The 20336-nt window shown below is 70.4% G+C and carries 20 protein-coding genes; 11 read left to right on the forward strand and 9 right to left on the reverse strand.

The genetic code is table 11. The features are described from left to right. The first annotated feature begins 49 nt into the window (after positions 1 to 49). Entirely contained in the window at positions 50 to 2374 is a 2325-nt protein-coding gene (locus ACFQSB_RS11760) for a protein kinase domain-containing protein (protein WP_380826244.1), read from the forward strand. A 72-nt stretch (positions 2375 to 2446) separates the two neighbouring features. Further along, positions 2447 to 3268: an SIMPL domain-containing protein gene (locus tag ACFQSB_RS11765; protein ID WP_380826246.1), complete on the forward strand. Its 822-nt coding sequence runs from the start codon at positions 2447 to 2449 to the stop codon at positions 3266 to 3268. 112 nt (positions 3269 to 3380) lie between these two features. On the opposite strand, the gene nadA is transcribed toward ACFQSB_RS11765, so the two are convergent. Then, positions 3381 to 4568 carry a quinolinate synthase NadA gene (gene nadA / locus ACFQSB_RS11770; protein WP_354843504.1) on the reverse strand — a complete coding sequence of 396 codons (1188 nt, stop codon included), beginning with the start codon at positions 4566 to 4568 and terminating at the stop codon, positions 3381 to 3383. Positions 4569 to 4772: 204 nt separating this feature from the next. Between nadA and erpA the strand changes: the two genes are divergently transcribed. After that, positions 4773 to 5126, forward strand: a complete 354-nt coding sequence (gene erpA / locus ACFQSB_RS11775) for an iron-sulfur cluster insertion protein ErpA (RefSeq protein ID WP_114031177.1) — start codon at positions 4773 to 4775, stop codon at positions 5124 to 5126. 350 nt (positions 5127 to 5476) lie between these two features. Further along, complete coding sequence (locus ACFQSB_RS11780) at positions 5477 to 6463, forward strand: carbohydrate kinase family protein (RefSeq protein WP_380826247.1); 987 nt, start codon at positions 5477 to 5479, stop codon at positions 6461 to 6463. A 119-nt stretch (positions 6464 to 6582) separates the two neighbouring features. On the opposite strand, the gene ACFQSB_RS11785 is transcribed toward ACFQSB_RS11780, so the two are convergent. Beyond that, positions 6583 to 6858, reverse strand: coding sequence for a sulfurtransferase TusA family protein (locus tag ACFQSB_RS11785; protein ID WP_380826248.1), 276 nt, complete (start codon positions 6856 to 6858; stop codon positions 6583 to 6585). Positions 6859 to 6950: 92 nt separating this feature from the next. Beyond that, on the reverse strand, positions 6951 to 8087 hold the full coding sequence (locus ACFQSB_RS11790; RefSeq protein WP_380826250.1) for a cysteine desulfurase family protein: 1137 nt from the start codon (positions 8085 to 8087) through the stop codon (positions 6951 to 6953). Between the two features lie 246 nt (positions 8088 to 8333). Here ACFQSB_RS11790 and ctaC point away from each other — a divergent pair, with 246 nt between their 5' ends. The 4 genes from ctaC (at position 8334) to ACFQSB_RS11810 (ending at position 12651) form a co-directional block, all read left to right on the forward strand. Beyond that, positions 8334 to 9095 (forward strand): aa3-type cytochrome oxidase subunit II, encoded by a 762-nt coding sequence (gene ctaC / locus ACFQSB_RS11795; RefSeq protein WP_380826252.1) that lies wholly within the window; start codon positions 8334 to 8336, stop codon positions 9093 to 9095. Beyond that, a complete protein-coding gene (gene ctaD / locus ACFQSB_RS11800; protein WP_380826253.1) occupies positions 9092 to 10762 on the forward strand; it encodes an aa3-type cytochrome oxidase subunit I in 1671 nt (556 codons plus the stop codon). Before ctaC ends, ctaD begins: the two co-directional genes overlap by 4 nt. Further along, on the forward strand, positions 10759 to 11154 hold the full coding sequence (locus ACFQSB_RS11805; RefSeq protein WP_354843487.1) for a cytochrome c oxidase subunit 4: 396 nt from the start codon (positions 10759 to 10761) through the stop codon (positions 11152 to 11154). The genes ctaD and ACFQSB_RS11805 overlap by 4 nt, the downstream gene beginning before the upstream one ends. A gap of 345 nt (positions 11155 to 11499) precedes the next feature. Further along, the gene (locus ACFQSB_RS11810; RefSeq protein ID WP_380826254.1) at positions 11500 to 12651 is read left to right on the forward strand and encodes a L,D-transpeptidase; all 1152 of its coding nucleotides are present in this window, start codon (positions 11500 to 11502) and stop codon (positions 12649 to 12651) included. Positions 12652 to 12790: 139 nt separating this feature from the next. Here ACFQSB_RS11810 and qcrB read toward each other — a convergent pair whose 3' ends face one another. Genes qcrB through ctaE form a run of 4 tightly spaced genes read right to left on the reverse strand, consistent with a single transcriptional unit; the run spans position 12791 to position 16995 of the window. Then, positions 12791 to 14461, reverse strand: coding sequence for a cytochrome bc1 complex cytochrome b subunit (qcrB, locus tag ACFQSB_RS11815; RefSeq protein WP_354925105.1), 1671 nt, complete (start codon positions 14459 to 14461; stop codon positions 12791 to 12793). Next, positions 14458 to 15531: a cytochrome bc1 complex Rieske iron-sulfur subunit gene (qcrA, locus tag ACFQSB_RS11820; RefSeq protein ID WP_380826257.1), complete on the reverse strand. Its 1074-nt coding sequence runs from the start codon at positions 15529 to 15531 to the stop codon at positions 14458 to 14460. Before qcrA ends, qcrB begins: the two co-directional genes overlap by 4 nt. Beyond that, the gene (gene qcrC / locus ACFQSB_RS11825; RefSeq protein ID WP_380826258.1) at positions 15524 to 16354 is read right to left on the reverse strand and encodes a cytochrome bc1 complex diheme cytochrome c subunit; all 831 of its coding nucleotides are present in this window, start codon (positions 16352 to 16354) and stop codon (positions 15524 to 15526) included. Before qcrC ends, qcrA begins: the two co-directional genes overlap by 8 nt. 17 nt (positions 16355 to 16371) lie before the next feature. Further along, positions 16372 to 16995 (reverse strand): aa3-type cytochrome oxidase subunit III, encoded by a 624-nt coding sequence (gene ctaE, locus ACFQSB_RS11830; RefSeq protein ID WP_354843474.1) that lies wholly within the window; start codon positions 16993 to 16995, stop codon positions 16372 to 16374. 182 nt (positions 16996 to 17177) lie between these two features. Here ctaE and ACFQSB_RS11835 point away from each other — a divergent pair, with 182 nt between their 5' ends. The 3 genes from ACFQSB_RS11835 to ACFQSB_RS11845 all read left to right on the forward strand — a co-directional run bounded on the left by ACFQSB_RS11835 (position 17178) and on the right by ACFQSB_RS11845 (position 19321). Continuing rightward, on the forward strand, positions 17178 to 17576 hold the full coding sequence (locus tag ACFQSB_RS11835; RefSeq protein WP_354843872.1) for a response regulator transcription factor: 399 nt from the start codon (positions 17178 to 17180) through the stop codon (positions 17574 to 17576). Positions 17577 to 17588: 12 nt separating this feature from the next. Then, the gene (gene trpD, locus ACFQSB_RS11840) at positions 17589 to 18665 is read left to right on the forward strand and encodes an anthranilate phosphoribosyltransferase (RefSeq protein ID WP_354925103.1); all 1077 of its coding nucleotides are present in this window, start codon (positions 17589 to 17591) and stop codon (positions 18663 to 18665) included. A 236-nt stretch (positions 18666 to 18901) separates the two neighbouring features. Beyond that, positions 18902 to 19321, forward strand: a complete 420-nt coding sequence (locus ACFQSB_RS11845; RefSeq protein WP_380826259.1) for a nuclear transport factor 2 family protein — start codon at positions 18902 to 18904, stop codon at positions 19319 to 19321. A gap of 145 nt (positions 19322 to 19466) precedes the next feature. On the opposite strand, the gene ACFQSB_RS11850 is transcribed toward ACFQSB_RS11845, so the two are convergent. Together ACFQSB_RS11850 and ACFQSB_RS11855 are read right to left on the reverse strand one after the other, a co-directional pair. Further along, entirely contained in the window at positions 19467 to 19754 is a 288-nt protein-coding gene (locus tag ACFQSB_RS11850) for an Lrp/AsnC family transcriptional regulator (RefSeq protein ID WP_354843466.1), read from the reverse strand. A 73-nt stretch (positions 19755 to 19827) separates the two neighbouring features. Then, complete coding sequence (locus tag ACFQSB_RS11855) at positions 19828 to 20148, reverse strand: NIPSNAP family protein (RefSeq protein WP_354843463.1); 321 nt, start codon at positions 20146 to 20148, stop codon at positions 19828 to 19830. Positions 20149 to 20336 lie beyond the last annotated feature (188 nt).

Consider the following 20336-nt stretch of genomic DNA (forward strand, 5'->3'; position numbering starts at 1 on the left):
CGCGCCACAATGGGGCGACAAGCCCAATAAGCGGGGGACGGAGGGCGCCATGTCGGACCCGGTGCCGTTACGGCCGGGTGATCCCGCGCGGGTCGGGGGCTACGAGCTCACCGCCCGGCTGGGGGAGGGAGGCCAGGGGGTCGTCTATCTCGGCCGCACTCCGGCGGGCGCGCCGGTGGCCGTGAAGGTGCTCCGCTCCGACCTGGCGCAGAACGAGGAGGCGCTGGCCAGGTTCGTCCGGGAGGTGTCCACGGCCGTCCGCGTGGCGACCTTCTGCACCGCCCAGGTGATCGAGACGGGGGTGGCCGACCAGCGGCCGTTCATCGTCAGCGAGTACATCGACGGTCCGACCCTCATGGCCGTGGTCGAGCGCGAGGGGCCCCGCCAGGGCGCGGCCCTGCACCGGCTGGCCATCGGCACCGTCACGGCGCTGGTCGCCATCCACCAGGCCGGCATCGTGCACCGCGACTTCAAGCCCTCCAACGTGCTGCTCGGCGCGGACGGGCCCCGGGTGATCGACTTCGGCATCGCCAGGGCGCTGGACAGGAGCTCCACGCTGACCTCGACGCTGGTCGGCACGCCCGCCTACGTCACCCCCGAGCAGCTCGCGGGGGAGCAGGCCGGTCCGGCCGCCGACATGTTCGCCTGGGCGGGCACCATGGTGTTCGCCGCGACCGGCGAGGCGCCCTTCGGCGCCGACAGCCTCCCGGCCGTCTTCCACCGGATCATGAACCTGGAGCCGGATCTCGGCGCGCTGGACGAGCGGCTGCGCGTCATCGTGGCCGCCTGCCTGGCCAAGGACCCGGCCGCCCGGCCGGCCGCGGGCGAGGTGCTCATGCGGCTGCTCGGACACGACGGCACCGGCCCCGCGCCGGCCGCCGCGATCATGGCGGAGGGGTCGGCCGTCGCTCAGCCCCATCTCTCCCACTCCTGGCCGGGCCCCGCGCCGGCGTCCGGTGGGCGGCCGTACCGGCCACCGCCGCCCCGGCCGGGCGGTCCGTCCCTCACCGGCTCGTCCCCTGCCGGCCCGTTCTCCACCGGCTCGTCCTTGACCGGCTCGTCCTTGACCGGCCCGTCCTTGAACGGCCCGTCCTTGAACGGCTCCTCCTTGAACGGCCCGTCCTCCACCGGCCGGTCCTCGACCGACTCGTCCTTGAACGGCCCGTCCTTCACCGACCCCTCCTCCGCCGGCCCGACCGAAGTCCGGACGGCCCCGCCCTCCGCCTCGCCCACCGAAGGGTCCTCCGGGCCCGCCGAAGGGTCCTCCGGAGGGAAGGGGCGGCTTCCGCTGGTGGTGGCGGGCGTCGTCGCGGGCGCGCTCGTCCTGGGCGGCGCCGGATACCTGATCGCCCAGCTGCCGGTCGGCGCCCCGGGCCCGCGGGTCTCCGCGGACGGCACCGCGGGCACGCAGGGGCGCCCCGGCGAGCGGGCCGGACGCTCCTCCGGCCCGGCCGCGTCCGGCGGGGCGAGCCCGGCGGCGACGGCGCCGCTCGCCGCCACCAGGACGATCGAGCTGCCGGGCAGCACGGTGACGATCTACGAGAGCGACGGCGACCCGGTCAGGCTGACCTTCTACAGCCTGGACAACGGCACGCGCGCCTACATCCGGGACGACGGCGCGAACTCCTTCACCAAGACGAGCAAGTACTTCGAGTACGTGGTGAGCGGCGACGGCCGGCGGGCGCTCGGCGTCGACACCCTCTACACCAAGGACGGCCACTCCGCCGTCTCCCTGGTCGACCGGGCCGGCGCCGGGCGCACGATGATAAGGATCGCCAAGGCGCCGGTGTACCCGTCCTACCCGCAGTGGTCACCCGACGGCACCAAGGTGCTGGTCACGGTGAACGAGGCGGTCGGCGGCACCAGCCGCGGCCACGGCTACGCGATCATCGACGTGGCGCGCAGGAAGGCCAAGATCGTCCACGTGAAGGAGAAGGACGTCGGCCGCTGGAGCTACTTCTGGCGGGGCGACGGCAGGGCCGTCGGCACCTGGGCGCTGAAGGGCGGCACCCGGCGCATCCGGTTCTACGACCTCGACGGCACCGTGCTGCAGACGCTGCTGCGGGTCGGGAGCCCGCTCACCGTCGAGGGCGACGACATGTCGCCGTCGGGGAACCTCTTCCTGACCTCCTGCGCCGGCCGCGGCCAGATCTGCGTATGGACGGCGGACGGCGAGGAGCGCGCGCGCTTCGCCTTCCCGACCGACCGGGTCATCGGCTGGTACGACGACGCCCACATCGCGGCCTGGCGCAAGAAGGGCCGAGGGTACGAGGCCGTGGTCGTCGACCTGAAGGGCAGGGCCGGCCGCGTCCTGGCGACGGCCGGGGCGGCGGAGTACCCAAAACTGTCCCTGCGCTACACCAGGGCCGCCTGAGGTTGGTCAAGATCCGGCCGCGCCTGGGAAGGGCGCGCCGGAGCCGGGGCCGGCCGGTGGTGCCATGTGCACATGACCACGTTCAGCGCGGCCCTGGCGGCCGCCGCCTTCGTCTTCGCCGGAGCGCAGGCGGCCCCCGCCCTCGCGGCCACCCCCGCTCCCACCCTCGCGGCACCCGTTCTTGCGGTCTCCGCCGCCCCCACGCCGGCCCCCGCCCTCACGGTCTCCACCGCCCCCGCGCCGGCCCATGCCCACCTCCGCGACGCCGCGAGGTCGCCGTCGCACCGTGGGCGCGCCGGCGATCCGGCCGAGCTCTCCGTCAGCGGACGCGGCGTCGTCCAGGCGACGCCGGACGTGATGCGCCTCACCGCCGGCGTGGAGGTGCGCCGTGATCGGGCGGGGGAGGCGTTCGCCGCCGCCAAGGCCGCCGCGCTCAAGCTGAACCAGGCGCTGCTGGGCGCCGGCGTGGCCGAGCGGGACCTGCGCACCAATGACCTGTCTCTCGCCGCCGACTACGACAAGTACCCCAAGGTCGTCGGATACCGGGCCGCCCAGGGCGTCGAGGCGCTGGTGCGCGACCTGTCCCGGGCGGACGCGGTGGTGCAGGCCGTCGCAGGGGTGGGGGAGGAGGCGCGCCTGAACGGCATCTCCTTCGAGGTCTCCAAGTCGGCGGCGCTGGTGAAGGCCGCGCGCGCCGCCGCGGTCCGCGACGCGCACGACAAGGCGCGGCACTACGCCGAGCTGACCGGGCGCGGGCTGGGCCGGGTGCTGAAGCTGGAGGAAGAGGGCGACACCTCGCCCTCCCGCTTCGCGATGCTGACCGAGAAGTCCGGCGTCAACCCCGGCCAGGGCACGGTCACCCTCACGGTGCGGGTCGTCTACGAGCTCACCTGAGCCCGGCCGCGCCTCCCGGCCCAGGACCGGCACATGACCTGCCGCTTCCTCCGGGCGTGCTCTCCTCGGATCCGTCCTTCCGGCACCTCGACCGGCCGCCGTCCCTGACCCGTCACGGGAGGGCGAGCATGCGGTCCAGGGCGACCTTGGCCCAGTGGGTGGTGTCGGGGTCCACGGTGATCTGGTTGACGACCTGGCCCTCGACCAGCGACTCCAGCGCCCACACCAGGTGGGGCAGGTCGATGCGGTTCATCGTCGAGCAGTAGCAGACCGTCCGGTCCAGGAAGGTCACGGTCTTGTCGGGGTGCTGGGCCGCCAGCCGCTTGACCAGGTTCAGCTCGGTGCCGATCGCCCACGCCGACCCGGCCGGCGCCTGGTCGAGCATCTTGATGATGTACTCGGTGGAGCCGACGTGGTCGGCCTTGGTGACCACCTCGTGCCGGCACTCGGGGTGGACCAGCACGTTGACGCCGGGGATGCGCTCGCGGACCTCGTCCACGCAGCTCTCGGTGAACCGGCCGTGCACCGAGCAGTGCCCGCGCCACAAAATCATCTTGGCGTCCCTGAGCTGCTGGTCGGTCAGTCCGCCGTTCGGGCGGTGCGGGTTGTAGACCACGCACTCCGAAAGGGGGATGCCCATCTCCAGGACGGCCGTGTTGCGGCCGAGGTGCTGGTCGGGCAGGAAGAGCACCTTGCGCTCGCCGGCGCCCTTGCCTTCCGGCCCCTCGGGGCCGTCGTCGAACGCCCAGGTCAGCGCCCGGCGGGCGTTGGAGGAGGTGCACACCGCGCCGCCGTTGCGCCCGCAGAACGCCTTGATGTCGGCCGAGGAGTTCATGTAGGTGATCGGCACGGTCACCTCGGCGATGCCGAGGTCGGAAAGGACCTCCCACGCCTCCTCTACCTGGTCGAAGGTCGCCATGTCGGCCATGGAGCACCCGGCGGCCAGGTCGGGCAGCACCACGCGCTGGGAGTCGCCGGTCAGGATGTCGGCCGACTCGGCCATGAAGTGGACGCCGCAGAAGACGATGTACTCCGCGGACGGGCGGGCCGCCGCCTCGCGGGCGAGCTTGAAGGAGTCGCCGGTCACGTCCGCGAACTGGATGACCTCGTCGCGCTGGTAGTGGTGCCCGAGCACGAAGAGCCGCTCGCCGAGCGCCGCCTTCGCCCTGACCGCGCGCGCGACCAACTCGGGGTCGGAGGCCGCGGGCAGGTCGCCGGGGCAGTCGACGCCGCGCTCGCTGTGCGGGTCGGTGCCCTGACCGAGGACGAAGAGCGGAAGGCCGGTTTCGGTGGTCGTCACGGCTTACACCTCTTAAGGGGCTTATCGTCTAGTTGACGACTAATGATGGCATACGGCCGGAGATGCTCCGCGCAGGGGGGGTGGAGCGGACCGCCCCCTGAGACAGGAATGTGTAGCGGTGCCCCGCTGTTGGTAGCGTCTGAGTGAGACCTCAGAACCAGGCCTCCGTCCCCGAGGGGCGTGTGGCAGACGGGGAGTCAACAGATGACGGTTGAGAGCAGCGAGACCACGCAGCAGGGCCTAGTCCTGACCGACGCGGCGGCGGCCAAAGTGCGCAGCCTGCTCGAGCAGCAGGGCGAAGAGGGCCTTCAGTTGCGCGTGGCGGTGCAGCCCGGCGGTTGTTCCGGCCTGCGCTACCAGCTCTTCTTCGATGACCGCTCGATGGACGGGGACGTCGTCTCCGACTTCGGCGGGGTCAGCGTCGTCACCGACCGCATGAGCGCCCCCTACCTCATGGGTGCCACGGTGGACTTCGTCGACACCATCGAGAAGCAGGGCTTCACGATCGACAACCCGAACGCCACGGGCTCCTGCGCCTGCGGCGACTCGTTCAACTAGGCAGGCCGGCCCCCACCCCGTCCGGCGGTCCCGCCAGACGGGGTTTCGGCCTGCCCGCCCTCCTTGGGTGTCACCTGGCCGTCAGTGTTCGGTAGCCCGGACGCAGCCGGTCCCGCGCGCGCCGGGGCGGAGCGGCGTCGCGGCGTGGACCTGTAGGGGTGCGGCGGGGCCGCCGGGCCGCGCCGCAGGTCACACGGGGCGCCGCCCGGACCTCGCGCCGCCCAGGCCGCCGGCTCCCTGCCCGGCCCCCGCGCGGAGAAGATCATCCACGGCGGTTCTCGGTTCGGGCTCGAGTTCCTTGCCGTATTCTTGGCGGGCTCATCGAGGCTGACAACGAGGAGAGCGACCCCGTGCGCATCGCCGTCACCGGATCCATCGCGACCGATCATCTGATGACCTTCCCGGGAAGCTTCGGGGACCAGCTCATCGCCGAGCAGCTCGACCGCGTGTCGCTGTCCTTCCTGGTCGACGACCTGCAGATCCGGCGCGGGGGCACCGCGGCCAACATCAGCTTCGGCATGGGCTGCCTGGGCCTCTCGCCGGTCCTGGTGGGCGCCGTCGGCGACGACTTCACCGACTACCGCTCGTGGCTGGAGCGCCACGGCGTCGACTGCGGCTCGGTGCACGTCTCCGACCTGCACCACACGGCCCGCTTCCTGTGCACGACCGACGAGCACCACAACCAGATCGCCTCCTTCTACACCGGGGCGATGGCCGAGGCCCGGTACATCGAGCTGCACCCGGTCGCCGAGCGCGTCGGCGGCCTCGACCTGGTGATGATCAGCCCGAACGACCCCGAGGCGATGCTGCGCCACACCGGCGAGTGCCGCCAGCGCGGCATCCCGTTCGGCGCCGACATCTCCCAGCAGCTCGCCCGCATGGACGGCGAGGAGATCCGGGCCTTGGTCGACGGCGCGGCCTACCTTTTCACCAACGACTACGAGAAGGCCCTCGTCGAGCAGAAGACCGGCTGGTCGGACGAAGAGGTGCTGTCCAGGGTCGGGGTGCGGGTGACCACCCTCGGTCCGAAGGGCGCCCGCATCGACCGCGAGAGCGAGCCGAGCGTGCACGTCCCGCCGACCCCCGAGCTGCGCAAGGTCGACCCCACCGGCGTCGGCGACGCCTTCCGCTCGGGCTTCCTGTCCGGCCTGTCCTGGGGCCTGTCGCTCGAGCGCTGCGGCCAGATCGGCAACCTCACCGCCACTTACGTCCTCGAGCACGTCGGCGGGCAGGAGTACCAGCTCGGCAAGCAGGCGTTCATGGACCGCTTCACCGCCGCCTACGGCGCCGACGCCGCCGCCGAGGTCGAGCCGCGGCTGTCGTGCCACTACGTCTGACCCGCCGCGTCTGACCTGCCGCGCCGTCTGACCTCCCCACGGCGTCCGGCCCTCCGCGCTTTCCGGCCTTCGCGATCCGCCCGTGTTCTCCGCGGGCCGGCCGCGGTGGCCGGGGGCGGTCAGTAGTTGCGGCGCACGTGGATGGCCCAGCCGCCCTGCGGCAGCTCGTAGGTGCCCACGTGGTGGTGCGACTTCAGCCGGCACCACGCGGGGACGTCGGTGAAGGCCGCCGGGTCGTCGGCGAGCACGGCCACCGTCGCGTTGAGCGGCACCGAGTTGATCTGCTCGGCCAGCATGATGATCGGGATGGGGCACTTGCGCCCCAGGGCGTCGATCGTGAGCGCGGCCGGGGGCTGGGGCGCCCCGGCGGACGCCTGCTGCTGCGAGCCTGCCATCAGTGATCCACCTTCGCCGTCGCGGCCCCGGCGCGTCCCGCCGGGAAGCCGGCCCGCCTTCGAGACCAGGTCCCGCGGCGCGCCGCGCATCTCTACGACCTCACTCCCACGCTCTCGCGCACGCGCCGGACGATGTCCGGCAGGACGGCGAGGAACCGGTCGACGTCCGCGGCGGAGGCGCCTCTGGGCAGCGACACCCGGACGTTGCCGTGCGTGAGCACCCCCATCGCCTCCAACACGTGGGATGGTCGTAGCGTACTCGCCGTGCACGAGCTGCCGGACGATACCGAGAAGCCCGCCCTGTCCAGTTCGGTGAGGATCGCTTCGCCAGGGACGTAAAGACACGAGAAGGTCACGATATGCGGCGCCCGCAGCGCCGGCTCCCCGACCACCTCGACGTCCGGCACCACGCGCGGCACGGTCTCGCGTACCCGGTCCACCAGGGCCGACAGCCGCGCGTTCTCCCGCTCGGACTCCTCGACGGCGGCGCGCAGCGCTGCCACCGCGGCCACGGCCGCCGGGACGTTCTCGAAGCCCGGCACCCTGCCGCGCTCGCGCTCGTCCTCCGGCAGCGGCGAACGCCACCGGGTGCCCTTGCGCACGGCCAGCAGCCCGACCCCGGCCGGGCCACCCCACTTATGGGCGCTGGCCGCGAGCACCGACCAGCCCTCGGGGACGGGAAGCCGCCCGAGCGTCTGGGCGGCGTCCACCAGCAGCGGGACCCCCGCCGCCCGGCACGCCTCGGCGGCCTCCGCGACCGGCTGCAGGGTGCCGACCTCGTGGTTGGCGGTCTGCAGGCAGGCCAGCGCGGTGCCCTCCGCCGCGACGGCCGCGCCGAACTCCGCCGGGTCCACCCGGCCGGTCCGGCCCACCCCGACCAGTTCCACCGAGCCGCCGTCGCGCTCGTTCGCCGCCGCGGCGGCCAGGACGCTGGAGTGCTCGACGGCGCTCGCCACCACGCGGCGCCCGGTGCGGCGGCGGCCGGGCAGCGTCCCGAGCACCCCGAGATGGACGGCCTGCGTTCCTGAGGAGGTGAAGGACACCTCGTCGGCACGCGCGCCGATCACCTCGGCGGCCTCGGCGCGGGCGCGTTCGAGCAGCAGCCGGGCCTGCCGCGCCGCGCCGTACAGCCGCGCGGGGTCGGCGCCGGCGGCGTCCAGGGCCGCGATCAGCGCCTCGCGCGCGGCGGGGTGCAGGGGTTCGGCCGAGGCCGCGTCGAAGTACGCCACGCGTTCATGCTCGCACCCGCGGCCGGGGTCGCCGTGACGGGGTGAGCGCGCCAGGGGCCGCCGTTCGCGGGGGCTGAGAAGGGGGGCGGGCCCTGTGCGCGCTAATGTGTCCCCCAGCGTGACGTGAGACAACCAAGAACGCGAACAACGTGAACCTGGAAACGACCGCCCAGGAGGGGGACTCTTGGGCTTTATCTGTGGGGTAGGCGATCCGTGAGTCCGACCCGCCGTACTAGACGGCGTCCGTTGGCCCGAAGGGTGCCGGGCGCCGCCGCCCTGGCGGCGCTGCTGGTTTCCCTGACGGCGTGTGGGGGCCCTGGCACGTGGGATCGTGCCGGCTTCCCCCAAGGCGTCACCAAAGAGGCCGGCATCATCCAGAGTCTGTGGAACGGTGCCTGGATCGCCTCCCTCGCCGTCGGTGTCGTCGTCTGGGGTTTGATCCTCTGGGCCTGCGCGTTCCACCGCAAGCGCAAGAACAGCGGGGACGCTCTGCCGCCGCAGGTGCGCTACAACCTGCCGATCGAGATCCTCTACACCACGGTGCCGATCATCATGGTCGCGGTGTTCTTCTACTTCACCGCCCGTGACGAGAGCACCATCACCGCGGTGTCGAAGAATCCCGACGTCAAGGTGCACGTCGAGGGCTTCCAGTGGAGCTGGCGCTTCACCAGCGAGAGCGGCGGCAAGACCGTCAGCGTCGTCGGCACTCCGGCCAAGCGCCCCGAGCTGGTGCTCCCGATGAACAAGTCGGTGCAGTTCGAGCTGACCTCGCCGGACGTCGCCCACTCGTTCTGGGTGCCCGCGTTCCTGTTCAAGCGCGACGTGCTCCCGGGCGTGAAGAACGTCTTCGAGATCCACACCATGACCCTCGACAAGCCCGCCACCTTCGCCGGCCGATGCGCCGAGCTGTGCGGCGTCGACCACAGCCGCATGCTCTTCACCGTGAAACTCGTGCCGCAGGCCGAGTACGACCAGTACGTCAACAGCCAGGCGGGGAGTGCCCAGTGACCGCCATCAACGAGCCGATCCGAGTGGGCGTCGCCCCGCGGAGCGCCCGCAAGGGGACCGTCATCGCCCGGTGGCTCTCTTCGACCGACCACAAGGTGATCGGGCACCTCTACCTGATCACCTCGTTCGTGTTCTTCCTCATCGGCGGCGTCATGGCCTTGATCATGCGCGCCGAGCTGGCCCAGCCGGGCCTTGAGTTCGTCAGCAACGAGCAGTTCAACCAGCTGTTCACCATGCACGGCACGATCATGCTGCTGATGTTCGCGACCCCGCTGTTCGCGGGCTTCGCCAACGAGCTGATGCCGCTGCAGATCGGCGCGCCGGACGTGGCGTTCCCCCGGCTGAACATGGTGAGCTACTGGCTCTACCTTTTCGGCAGCACGATCGCCGTCTCGGGCTTCTTCACCCCTGACGGCGCCGCCTCCTTCGGCTGGACGGCCTACACGCCCCTGTCGGACGCCGTCTCCTCCCCGGGGCTCGGCGGCGACCTGTGGATCATGGGCCTGTCGATGTCCGGCATCGGCACCATCCTGGGCGCGGTCAACTTCATCACCACGATCATCTGCATGCGCGCCCCCGGCATGACGATGTTCCGCATGCCGATCTTCACCTGGAACATCCTGCTCACCAGCATCCTGGTGCTGCTGGCCTTCCCGGTGCTGGCCGCCGCGCTGCTCGGCCTGGAGGCCGACCGCCATCTCGGGGCGCACATCTTCGACTCGGCGACCGGCGGCGCCATGCTGTGGCAGCACCTGTTCTGGTTCTTCGGCCACCCCGAGGTCTACATCATCGCGCTGCCGTTCTTCGGCATCATCACCGAGGTCCTGCCGGTGTTCAGCCGCAAGCCGATCTTCGGTTACATGAGCCTCATCGGCGCGACGATCGCCATCGCCGGCCTGTCGGCCGCGGTGTGGGCGCACCACATGTTCGTCACCGGCCAGGTGCTCCTGCCGTTCTTCTCGTTCATGACCTTCCTCATCGCGGTGCCGACCGGCGTGAAGTTCTTCAACTGGATCGGCACGATGTGGCGCGGCCACATCACCTTCGCCTCGCCGATGCTGTTCGCGGTGGGCTTCCTGGTGACGTTCCTGTTCGGCGGCCTGACCGGCATCATCCTGGCCTCGCCTCCGCTGGACTTCCAGGTCAGCGACTCCTACTTCGTCGTGGCCCACTTCCACTACGTCGTCTTCGGCACCGTGGTGTTCGCGATGTTCTCCGGCTTCTACTTCTGGTGGCCGAAGTTCACCGGCAGGATGCTGAACGACACCCTCGGCAAGTGGCACTTCTGGACGCTGTTCATCGGCTTCCACACCACCTTCCTGGTGCAGCACTGGCTCGGCGCCGAGGGCTTCCCCCGCCGCTACGCCGACTACTCGGCGGCCGACGGGTTCACCGACCTGAACGTGGTCTCCTCGGTGGGAGCCTTCATCCTCGGCGCCTCGACGCTGCCGTTCCTCTACAACGTGTGGCGGACCTGGCGGCACGCGCCGAAGGTCACCGTCGACGACCCGTGGGGCTTCGGCAACTCCCTTGAGTGGGCGACCTCCTGCCCGCCGCCGCGGCACAACTTCACCCGCCTGCCCCGCATCCGGTCCGAGCGTCCCGCGTTCGACCTGAAGAACCCGCACCGGCTGGCGCCGGAGAAGGAGCTGGAGGGAACCCGATGAAGGTTCAGGGCTGGCTGTTCCTCCTCTGCGGCGTCTTCTTCGCCGCCGTGGACCTGGTCTACTGGTTCTGGTCCAAGGAGCCCACCGGCACCACCGCGCTCGCCATCTCGGTGGGCCTGGCGCTCATGATCGGCTACTACCTGCTCTACACGGCGCGCCGCATCGGCGACCAGCCGGAGGACAGGAAGGACGCCGAGATCAGCGACGGCGCCGGCGAGCTGGGCTTCTTCAGCCCCTCCAGCTGGTGGCCGCTGTTCCTGTGCCTCGCGGTCGCCCTGATGACCGTGGGCTTCGTCATCGGCTGGTGGATGTTCATCGTCGGCGTCTTCGCGGTGATCATGGCGACCATCGGCTTCGTCTTCCAGTACTACCGGGGTCACTTCACGCACTGACAGACGGCCCCGGACGGCGGCGCGCCCGTCGTCCGGCCCCCGTCCACCCCACTTCCGCCGCGCGGGCGGCCGAGCTCTCCGTCAAGGGAGCGTCGGTCGCCCGCGCGGCTTTTTTGCTGGTCGTTGCGGCCTTTCTCCTTCTGCACGGGTACACGACACGCTGTAACCGGGTAATAACTCACAAGGAGTGATCCATCGGAGCGGGGGAGACGTAACGTGAGACACGTCGAGATCCGGGTGGTCGCCATGGGAACGGGGGCGCTGGCCCTGCTGCTGGCAGGTGGTTGCGCGGGCCCCGGAACCGAGAAAGGACAAGGTACCTCTGGCTCACGGCAGGACGTGGCTGTGAGCGTCTCTCCGGGCAACGGGGCGGCCCTGGTGGCTCCTGAACTGCCCGTCATGGTCGGAGCCGTCAACGGCGCTCTCAGGAGCGTCACGGTGCGCGGCAAGGCCGGCAACACCCTGGTCGCGGGCGTGCTGAGCGCCGACCACACCCAGTGGCGCAGCAAGCGCGGCACGGCCCCCGGCGAGACCTACCAGGTCACCGTCGTCGCCGTCGGCCCCTCGGGCGCCACCAAGCAGGTGACCAGCGAGTTCTCCACGCAGAAGGCCACACAGACCTTCGCGGTCGACAAGATCCTGCCCAACAAGGACATCACCGGCCTCACCGTGGGCGTCGGAATGCCGATCATGCTGACCTTCACCCACGGCATCACCGACCGGGTGTCGGTCGAGCGCAACCTGATGGTCCAGAGCTCCAAGCCGGTGGAGGGCGCCTGGCACTGGTTCGACGACAAGTCGGTGAGCTTCCGGCCCAAGAAATGGTGGCCGGCCCACACCAAGGTGAAGCTGGTCGCGCAGCTCGCCGGGGTGCGCGGCGCGCCCGGCATGTACGGCGCCCAGGACTACGTCCGCGAGTTCGAGGTGGGCCGTGCCCAGATCAGCCACGCCGACACCGTCAGCCACCAGATGACGGTCAAGCGCGACGGCGAGGTCATCAGGACCGTCCCGCTCAGCGCGGGGGACGGCGGCCAGTGGAACCACTACACGACCAACGGCGTGCACCTGGCCATGTCGCGGGAGGACGTCACGACCATGACCTCCCCTGACGCCGGCCCCGGCAGCGCCGGCTACTACAGCCTGACCGTCTACGACACCGTGCGCATCTCCGACACCGGCGAGTACGTCCACGGCGCCCCGTGGTCGGTGGGCTCGCAGGGCAACTCCAACGTCAGCCACGGCTGCATCAACGTCAGCCCGTCCAACGCCAAGTGGTTCAAGGAGGTCACCCTCATCGGCGACCCGATCATCGTGAGCGGCACGCCGCGCCAGCTGGACCCGGGCAACGGATGGGGACACTGGCAGGAGAGCTGGCCCCAGTGGCTGCGATGGAGCGGGCTGCGCTCGGGCTTCACCACCGAGGCCCTGTCGGCCGTCCCGGTCAGCGACCACCTGACCCAGCAGACCGACACCTCCAAGCGGCGCGTCACCTCCTGACGGCGCACGGAGGCACGGTACGGAGGTGCCGGGGCCGCGGAAGGCTCCAGGGAAGCCGAAACGGAAAGGGGCCCGGGCGCGTGGTGCGCCCGGGCCCCTTTCCGCGGCCGGCCGCCGTGGCGGCCGGTGTGCCGATGTGTCAGTGGCCGATCGACTTGGTCGTCTCGTCCGCCGGCCCGGCGCCCACCGCCGCGTGCGGCGCCCCGTGGCCGTCGTGCCCGTTGTGGTGACCGTCGTGCCCGTCCAGGGAGATCGCCTCGGTGTCGCCCGAGTAGGTCTCGCTGAGCCGGGCCCGCAGCCGGCCGATCGGGCCGCGCATGCCCTTCGGCGGGATGCCGTCGCGGTCGGGCGCGGCGGCGATGGCCGGGATGGCCTTCTTGCCGCGCACGTGCGCCGCGATATCCTCGGCCGGCGGCACGTGCACCTCGATGTACTCGCCGTGCGGCAGGCGCTTGATGACGCCGGACTCGACGCCGTGCGACAGCACGTCCGCGTCGTGGCGCTGAAGGCCGATGCACATGCGGTAGGTGACGAAGTACGCGATCGCCGGCCCGACGAAGATCAGCACGCGGCCGACCTCGGTCGTGGTGTAGAGCGAGATGTGGAACTTCGCCGAGATCCAGTCGTTGGCGCCCAGCAGCCACAGCAGGCCGTAGAACGTGATGGCCGCGATGCCGATCGAGGTGCGGTGCGGGTTGTTGCGGGGACGGTCGGCGAGGTGGTGCTCGCTGCGGTCGCCGGTGATCCACTGCTCCGCGAACGGGTAGAGCGCCAGGCCCGTCATGATGAGGCCCATCGGCCCCAGCGCCGGGATGAGCACGCTCAGCGGCAGGGTGTACCCCAGGAAGTTGATCTCCCACGACGGCATGAGCCGCAGCGAGCCTTCTAGGAAGCCCATGTAGAAGTCGGGCTGCGAGCCGGCCGAGATGTCGGCCGGCGTGTACGGCCCGAACAACCAGATCGGGTTGATCTGGGCGAAGGTGCCGAGCAGCGCCACCACGCCGAACGTGAACAGGAAGTACGCGCCCGACTTGGCCATGAACGACGGGTAGAACGGCGCGCCGACCACGTTCTGCTCGGTGCGGCCCTTGCCCGGCATCTGGGTGTGCTTCTGCACCCACATGAGGATCAGGTGGGCCGAGATCAGCGCCAGCAGGATGCCCGGGATCAGCAGGATGTGGATGCTGTAGAACCGCGAGATCACGTCGTGGCCCGGATACTCCCCGCCGAACAGGAAGTAGGTGATGTACGTGCCCACCAGCGGGATGGAGATGGCCACACCCTCGGTGATCCGCAGACCGGCGCCGGAGAGCAGGTCGTCGGGCAGGGAGTAGCCGGTCAGGCCCTCCAGCAGGGCCAGGGTGAGCAGCAGGACGCCGATGATCCAGTTGAGCTCGCGCGGCTTGCGGTAGGCGCCGGTGAAGAACACCCGGAGCATGTGCACCATCATGCCCGCCACGAACAGCAGCGCCGCCCAGTGGTGGATCTGCCGGATGAGCAGGCCGCCGCGCACGTCGAAGCTGATGTGCAGCGAGGAGGCGTACGCCTCGGACATGCGCACGCCCACCAGCGGCGCGTAGGCGCCGTTGTAGGTGACCTCGCCCATGCTCGGCTTGAACCAGAACGTCAGGAACGTACCGGTGAGCAGCAGGATGATGAACGAGTACAGGGCGATCTCACCGAGCAGGAACGACCAGTGGTCCGGGAAGACCTTGCGCAGGTTGCGCTTGAGGAAGTTGCCCGCGCCGATGCGCTCGTCGATGAAGTTCGCGGGTCCTGCGATGGCCTTCGGAGTGCTGTCCAGGCTCATGCCTTCCCCCTGACTTCGGCTTCGGCGTCCCCGCGCTCCCAGAAGCTGGGGCCGACCGGGACGTTGAAGTCGCTCTGTGCGATGAGGTAGCCCTCGCCGTCGACGCCGATCGGCAGCTGGGGCAGGGGACGCGCCGCGGGGCCGAAGATGACCTTCGCTCCGTCGGCGGCGTCGAAGGTGGACTGGTGGCAGGGGCAGAGGATGTGGTGCGTCGTCTGCTCGTAAAGCGCCGCGGGGCAGCCCACGTGCGTGCAGATTTTAGAGTACGCAACGATGCCGTCGTGGGTCCAATTGAGCTTGGTGCCCGATTTGATGTCCTCCGGCCGGAACTTGATGAGGATCAGCGTGGCCTTGGCCAGCGCGTTCAGATCCTCCTCGTGCCCCTCCGGGACCACCGACAGGATGCCGCCGGGGGAGTTGAAGTCGGCCGCGCGGATCGGCTGCTTGGTGCCCTCCACCATCAGGCGAAGGCCCTTCTTCCACACCGTGTGCCGCAGCGTCGTGCCCGGCAGGGGGCCGAGGTCCTTCAGCAGCACCAGCGGCAGCAGGCCGAGCGGGGCCGCGGCGAGCAGGAGCGTGCGGCGCAGCAGCTTGTGCTTGACGAAGCCGCTCTCGTTGGCGCCCTGCAGGAACGTCGCGTTGACGTTCTCGCGGACCTCCGCCCCGGTCGCCATCGGGTGGCGCTCCTGGACCAGGTTGTACTTCGGCATGATGCCGCGGACCCAGACCACGATGCCGGCCGCCAGCGACAGCAGGGCGACGGTCAGCGAGGCTCCGAGGGCGAAGTTGGAGGTCTGGGTCTTGTCGATGGTGCCGACCTGGAAGACGACGTACGACACGATGAACACGATCGCGGCGACGAAGGACACCACGAACAGCAGGGCGACGACGCGCTCGGCCTTGCGGGCCTTGGCCGGGTCGGGGAACGTCACCCCCTCGTGCACGATCTCCTCGTGGGCGCCGGCCGGCGCGCCGAGCGCCGACGTCTCACCCCCCGGAGGGGGCGTGCCGATGACGCGCCTCGGGACGCGATCTTCGGCCTGCTCGATGTCGTTCGGGATCTCAGTCATGGTTGGCCTGACGCTTCTTCGCGGTGATCCAGATGGCGGCGAGGGCGAGGAGGCTGATGCCGACGATCCAGCCGACCAGGCCCTCGGTCACCGGGCCGATGCGGCCGAGGCCGCTGCCGCCCGGGTCGGGCTGCTGGCGGACGCTGACGATGTAGGCGATCATGTCCCGCTTCTCCTGGGGCGTGATCGTGCTGTCGTTGAAGACCGGCATCGCCTGCGGGCCCGTGGCCATCGCCTCGTAGATCTGGGTGGGGGTGGCGGGGTTCAGCGGAGGTGCGTACTTGCCGTAGGTCAGGCCGCCGCCCGACCCGACGAAGTTGTGGCACTGGATGCAGTTCGCGCGAAACAGCTCGCCGCCCTTGGCGGGGTCGCCCTTGGACGGGTCGGTCGCCTCCAGGGAGGGCTTGGTCGGACCGCCGCCCAGCGACTGCACGTACGCGGCCAGCTGCCGGATCGTGTCCTGGTTCACCCAGTCCGGCGGGCGCTTGCGCGGCGCCTGGGGGCCGGGGTCGGAGAACGGCATGCGGCCGCTGGACACCTGGAAGTCCACGGCCGCGGCGCCGACGCCGACGAGGCTCGGGCCCGATGCACCGCCGGAGGAGTAGGACCCCTCGCCGTTCAGGCCGTGGCAGCTCGCGCAGTGTGCCGCGAACAGATCCTTGCCCGCCGCCACGTCGTCCGCCTTGCCGGAGGCGATCGCCGCGTCAGCTCGGTCTCCTCCGGGCGCCACCAGGGCGTACACCCCACCGAGGAGGCTCAGGGCAAGGAGGAGGACGGCGTATCGCGCGAGCGGATGCCGCCTCCGTGCGGTGATCGAGTTCACCGATATCCTCGTTCCGATCATTTGATGATGTAGATGGTCGCGAAGAGGCCGATCCAGACGACGTCGACGAAGTGCCAGTAGTAGGACACGACGATCGCGCTGGTGGCCTGCTCATGTGTGAAGCGCTTCGCGGCGTACGTGCGTCCCAGCATGAACAGGAACGCGATCAGACCACCGGTCACGTGCAGGCCGTGGAAGCCCGTGGTCAGGTAGAAGACCGAACCGTAGGCGTTGGAGGACAGGGTCACGCCCTCTTCCACGAGGTTGTGGTACTCGTACAGCTGCCCGCCGACGAACCAGGCGCCCATGAGGAAGCTGATGATGTACCAGAACCGGAGCTTCCTGACCTGACCCTTCTCAGCGGCCCACACGCCGAGCTGGCACGTCACACTCGACAGCACCAGCACGATCGTGTTGACCAGCGCGTACGGGATGTCCAGGTGGACGCCTTCAGGCAGCGTGGGCCAGGGTTTGCCCTGGCCGAGGCTGACCGACCGGATGGTGAAGTACATCGCGAACAGCGCCGCGAAGAACATGAGCTCAGAGGACAGCCAGACGATCGTCCCGACCTGGACCAGGTTCGGCCGGCGGGACGGTGCTGCTGTCGTCGTAATTGCGGATGCTGTCGCCACGCCCAGCATTATTGCGGCTGGAGGGGTCGGGTCGGCGCACGACCCCCCGGTAAGGCCACCTCACCCCGATAAACCAGACATAAGCCGGGAACGGCGCTAAGTGTGACTGGTCTGGGTTTCCGTCGCCGGGGACAGGTAGCATCCGTGGTGACCATACCTCGTCCCAATCGATAGTGAGCGCGACCGTGAGCATGAGGGTTCTCGTCTACAGCGACGACGCAAGCACCCGCGAGAAGGTGCGGCTGGCGATCGGACGGCGTCCCGCCGCCGACGTGCCCCTCGTGGAGATCGTCGAGTGCGCCACGCAGCCGGCGGTCGTCAAGCACCTGGATTCCGGAGAGATCGACGTGGCCGTCCTCGACGGCGAGGCCGTCCCCGCGGGCGGCATGGGCATCTGCCGCCAGGCCAAGGACGAGGTGTACGACTGCCCGCCGATCTGTGTGATCATCGGGCGTCGCGACGACCGCTGGCTCGCCGACTGGTCCCGCGCCGACGCCGTCGTGGCGCAGCCGATCGACCCCATGGCGCTCGCCGAGGCGGTCGCCGGCCTCATGCGGAGCCGTTCGGCCTCCCGCATCACCTCCCACTGACCCGGAGACCCCATGGACGCGCGCACCACGTGGCCCGCGCTGCTCACGGCCCTGCTCGCCCGTGAGCACCTCACCGCCGACGAGACCGCCTGGGCGATGGGCGAGATCATGTCCGGCTCCGCCACGACCGCCCAGATCGCCGCCTTCGCCACGGCGCTGAAGGCCAAGGGCGAGACGGTGGCCGAGGTCGTCGGGCTGGCGCGCACCATGCTCGACCGGGCCACGCCGCTGTCGGTCGACGGCCCCACCGTCGACATCGTGGGCACCGGCGGCGACCGCGCGCACACCGTCAACGTCTCCACCATGGCCGCGATCGTCGCCGCCGCGGCCGGGGCCCGGGTCGTCAAGCACGGCAACCGGTCGGCGTCCTCCTCGGTGGGCGCCGCCGACGTGCTCGAACACCTCGGCATCGTCCTCGACCTGTCCCCGGAGTCCACCGCGCGCACGGCCGTCGAGGCGGGCATCGCGTTCTGCTTCGCGCCGGTCTACCACCCGGCCCTGCGGTTCGCCGGCCCCGTCCGCAAAGAGATCGGCATCCCGACCTTCTTCAACTTCCTCGGCCCGCTCACCAACCCGGCCCGCCCGTCGGCGCAGGCCATCGGCGTCTACGACGCGCGCATGCTGCCCGTCGTCGCCGGCGTCTTCGCCGAGCGCGGCGTGTCGGCCCTGGTGTTCCGCGGCGACGACGGCCTCGACGAGCTCTCCACGGCCACCACCTCGACCGTGTGGGTCGTGCGTGACGGAACGGCCGTCGAGACCGCCTTCGACCCGCTGGACATCGGCGTGCCGCGCTCCGAGGCCGACGCGCTGCGCGGCGGGGACGTCGAGTTCAACGCCCGGGCCGTCAACGACCTGGTCGGCGGCAAGGGCGGCCCGGTGCGCGACGCGGTGTTGCTGAACGCCGCCGCCGCCCTGGTCAGCCTGGACGCCGGCGCCACCGCCCCCGACCCTGGCCCGCCCGGCGACGCCCTGGTGGCCGCGATGACCAGGGCCTACACCCGCGCCGCCGAAGCCGTCGACTCCGGCCGCGCCGCCGAAACCCTCACCCGCTGGGTCGAGACCAGCCGCTCGTACAAGCAACGTTCCTGACCCGCGCACGCACCAGACGCCGCGTATGCGGCAGACCGGCATACGCACGGGCCGGCCTCACCTCTGGGGCCGGCCTTTCGCGCCGCGCCGGCCATGCCTGGCCCCACGCACCGGGCCGTCCCCGCCTCGGGGCCGGCCGTTCTCGTTTTGCGGACGGGCCGATGATGCCTCGTGCGGGCTCCGCCTTACCTGGTGGGTAATCGACGGGCCTCGCCCTGAGGCGAGAGGCTCGGGGCATGAGCGATGACACCCGTGATGTCGTGGCGGAACTGCTGCGCCGGATGGCCGAAGGCGATCACGACCGCACCTCGGAGCTGTTCGCCGAGCCGGTCGACTGGGGCCTCGCCTGGCCGGCCGAGGGGCACCCGGCGGTGCCGTGGATTCGGCCCCGGTCCGGCCGGGCCGACGTGGCCGACCATTTCCGGTCCCTGGAAGCCCACCATGTGCCCGAACTGAACGGCACGTCCGTACGGTGGATTCTGGTCGATGGTGCGCACGCCGTGGTGCTCGGCGAGATCAGGCAGACCGTGCGGGACGGCGGCGCCGCGTACACCTCGCCGTTCGCCCTCCACCTCACGGTCCAGGACGGCTTGGTGACCCGCTTCCACATCTACGAAGACAGCCTCACCGTAGCCCGAGCCTTCACCCGATCCTGAGACCGACGGACGAAGGAACGGTGGCCGCTCACATCCGCCGCGGCCTGCGTCTGAACGCCCGGCGCGGCTGAAATTGGTCCCACCGCTAGATCGTTCGGGCGCCCCGGCGCTCGTTCGATCTTGCATCCCGGCTGCCGGAGGATGCTCAGTCGGCTTCGGCGAAGCCGATGGAGAAGGCGGAGTCGAGGTCGTGCTTGGAGTAGGTGCGGAACGCCAGGTGGGTCTCGGTGGCGAGGACGCCGGGCACCTTGTTGATCCGCCCCGGGATCACCTCGGCGATCTCCTCGTAGGCGGAGACGCGCACCATCGCCACCAGGTCGTAGTCACCGGTGATCGAGTACACCTCGCTGACCCGGTCAAGCTCGGCGATCGTCTGCGCGACTTCGGGAATCCGGTCGACCTCAGCCTTGATGTGCACGATCGCGGTGATCATACGAGCTCTCCCCTTCGAGTACGGCTTGGCCCGACTCTAGCGCCGCGTGCGCCTTCCCCCGCATCCGGCTCTGTCAGAGCAGGAGGCCGTGGTGGGTGGGCGAGGCTCTGGTGACGGTGACGGCTTCGAGATCAAGGAACTTCTCGACCATCGGATAGATCTCGTTCTTCCAGCGGTCGGTCTGGTAGGTGGCGGCGTAGATCCGCTCGTGCTCTGCTTCGCTCGCGAAGCGGCGCAGCGTGACGTAGCCGTCCGGGTCCTCCTCGTCGACGAGGGAGGCGATCACCGACATGCCACGTTCGGTCATGTAGGGGATCACCGTCCCCTCCATGTACTCCACCCACTCGTCCCGCATGCCGGGCCGAGTCTGATAGCGGCGGATCTCGTAGAACAACGTCTTTCCTCCCCGAAGCAGGACGCGGGACCGCCGGGCCGGCGCGAGACGGGAGCGTATGCCCGGCGACCAGGACGCCGATCCCGAGGTGCGGCCGATCCGCTGATCGATCATCTCGTGCGGCCGGATCCTCCGATGATCGATCGGGCGAGATCAGGGCAAGGAGTGGGGTGCCCCCTGGACGGGAT

The organism is Sphaerisporangium rhizosphaerae (assembly GCF_042665155.1).
In the GTDB taxonomy this organism is placed as follows: Bacteria; Actinomycetota; Actinomycetes; order Streptosporangiales; family Streptosporangiaceae; genus Sphaerisporangium; species Sphaerisporangium rhizosphaerae.